The organism is Klebsiella sp. 18074 (genome assembly GCF_902705905.1).
Lineage (GTDB): Bacteria > Pseudomonadota > Gammaproteobacteria > Enterobacterales > Enterobacteriaceae > Klebsiella > Klebsiella terrigena.
In genome coordinates this window covers 1-1,769 of sequence record NZ_CACSIS010000079.1, presented here as the reverse complement: position 1 = coordinate 1,769, position 1,769 = coordinate 1, and the positions used below count along the sequence as shown (strand labels likewise).

General features: G+C 50.5%; 2 protein-coding genes and 2 tRNA genes. 1 reads left to right on the top strand and 3 read right to left on the bottom strand.

The window, feature by feature from the left end:
* Positions 1–146: 146 nt before the first annotated feature.
* A complete protein-coding gene (locus tag GVK32_RS28575; RefSeq protein WP_041143462.1) occupies positions 147–485 on the bottom strand; it encodes a DUF413 domain-containing protein in 339 nt (112 codons plus the stop codon).
* A 118-nt stretch (positions 486–603) separates the two neighbouring features.
* Here GVK32_RS28575 and hdfR point away from each other — a divergent pair, with 118 nt between their 5' ends.
* On the top strand, positions 604–1,425 hold the full coding sequence (gene hdfR, locus GVK32_RS28570) for an HTH-type transcriptional regulator HdfR (protein ID WP_159874218.1): 822 nt from the start codon (positions 604–606) through the stop codon (positions 1,423–1,425).
* Positions 1,426–1,519: 94 nt separating this feature from the next.
* On the opposite strand, the gene GVK32_RS28565 is transcribed toward hdfR, so the two are convergent.
* Both GVK32_RS28565 and GVK32_RS28560 read right to left on the bottom strand, forming a co-directional pair.
* Positions 1,520–1,595, bottom strand: a tRNA-Trp gene (locus tag GVK32_RS28565).
* Between the two features lie 54 nt (positions 1,596–1,649).
* Positions 1,650–1,726 (bottom strand) — tRNA-Asp (locus GVK32_RS28560).
* Between the last annotated feature and the right edge of the window lie 43 nt (positions 1,727–1,769).

Genomic DNA, 1,769 nt, shown 5'->3' with positions numbered 1-1,769 from the left:
AGTAATGGTTTCAAACTGATATTGATGGGGGGAAGGTTCTCTAAGCATGGCAGTCAGTCCATTTTTTGCACTGACCTTATTAGATCAAAGTCCTGGCCTCACGGCCAGGACTTTGTCATCAATCTGAAGGGCTTTCGCCCTTTTTCTTAATCATCGCTTTCTGTGTAATCTTCAGCGCCTTCTACCTGCGGTTTACCGCCGGAGAGCGTATGGAAGCGCTTAGGCCGCTTAATACGCGCCATGTACTTAATCCACACGCGCTCTACTTCGGTTACCGGCTCACGTTCGCCGCGGCATACCGAAACAAACTGCTTTTCATCTTCAGTGACAGGTTCGCGTTTACCCAGCTCCAGTTCGTTAAAGGCATAACCATGCTGTTCCAGCAGTTGCGCCTCTTTGATGGTGAAATCACCATGACGGGAGAACCCGCGCGGATAATTTTTATTATCGAAAAAACGATTAGTCGTCATAAAGCTTTCCGCCATCCTACACGCTCCTGATTCTTTGGCCGAGCTATTTATGGCGCGGAGTATTAGTTACGCTTGACAGAGTGTAAAACAAAAGATTTAAATCATTACGACAAATAATTTTGCGGAGAAGAGTGTGGATACGGAATTGCTCAAAACTTTCCTTGAGGTGAGCAGAACTCGCCACTTTGGGCGAGCAGCGGAGGCGCTTTACCTGACGCAGTCAGCAGTTAGCTTTCGTATTCGTCAGTTGGAGAATCAGCTTGGCGTTAACCTTTTTACCCGTCATCGCAACAATATCCGTTTAACCCCAGCCGGAGAGAAGCTGCTGCCCTACGCTGAGACCCTGATGAATACCTGGCAGGCAGCGCGTAAAGAGGTTGCCAACTCCTCCCGACACAATGAGTTTTCGATTGGCGGCAGCGCATCTCTTTGGGAGTGCATGCTTAACGGATGGCTGGGGAAACTGTACAGGGAGCCCTATAACCTGCAGTTTGAGGCCCGTATTGCCCAGCGTCAGTCGCTGGTCAAACAGCTGCATGAACGGCAGCTTGATCTGCTGATCACGACAGAATCGCCGAAGATGGATGAGTTAAGTAGCCAGTTGCTTGGTAATTTCACCCTAACTCTTTATTGCGCTGCGCCGGTTAAAAACAAAAGCGAATTGAACTACCTGCGCCTGGAATGGGGTCCGGACTTTCAACAAAATGAAGTCGGGTTGATTGGCAGTGATGACGTACCGTTGCTCACCACCAGTTCCGCTGAGCTGGCGTACCAGCAGCTCGCCCCTCTCAATGGCTGCACGTGGCTACCAACGCACTGGGCAAAGGGTAAGAGCACGCTTTACCCGGTAACGGATGGCACCACGCTTTCACGCCCACTGTACGCCATCTGGCTGCAAAACAGTGATAAACAGGCGCAGATCCGTGAGATTCTAAAGACCAGCATTCTGGAATAAGCGCACCTCTCCAGGGACGGAGAGCGTTGGGCGATAGTAACGCCAGGGAATTGCAGGCAAAAAAAATCCTTTGCCGAAGCAAAGGATTATTATATGGCAGGGGCGGAGAGACTCGAACTCGCGACACCCGGTTTTGGAGACCGGTGCTCTACCAACTGAGCTACGCCCCTAAATACTGCTTATTATTAAGCCTGCTGGTTAAGCAGGCTTAATTTTCTAATAAGTGGCGGAACGGACGGGACTCGAACCCGCGACCCCCTGCGTGACAGGCAGGTATTCTAACCGACTGAACTACCGCTCCACCGAATTTCTTTACAACAACCGGTTTATTGCCCCGGTTTACT

Excerpts from the sequence above, each read along its gene's own strand:
- GVK32_RS28575 (WP_041143462.1), bottom strand. The coding sequence starts at position 485 with ATGGCGGAAAGCTTTATGACGACTAATCGTTTTTTCGATAATAAAAAT.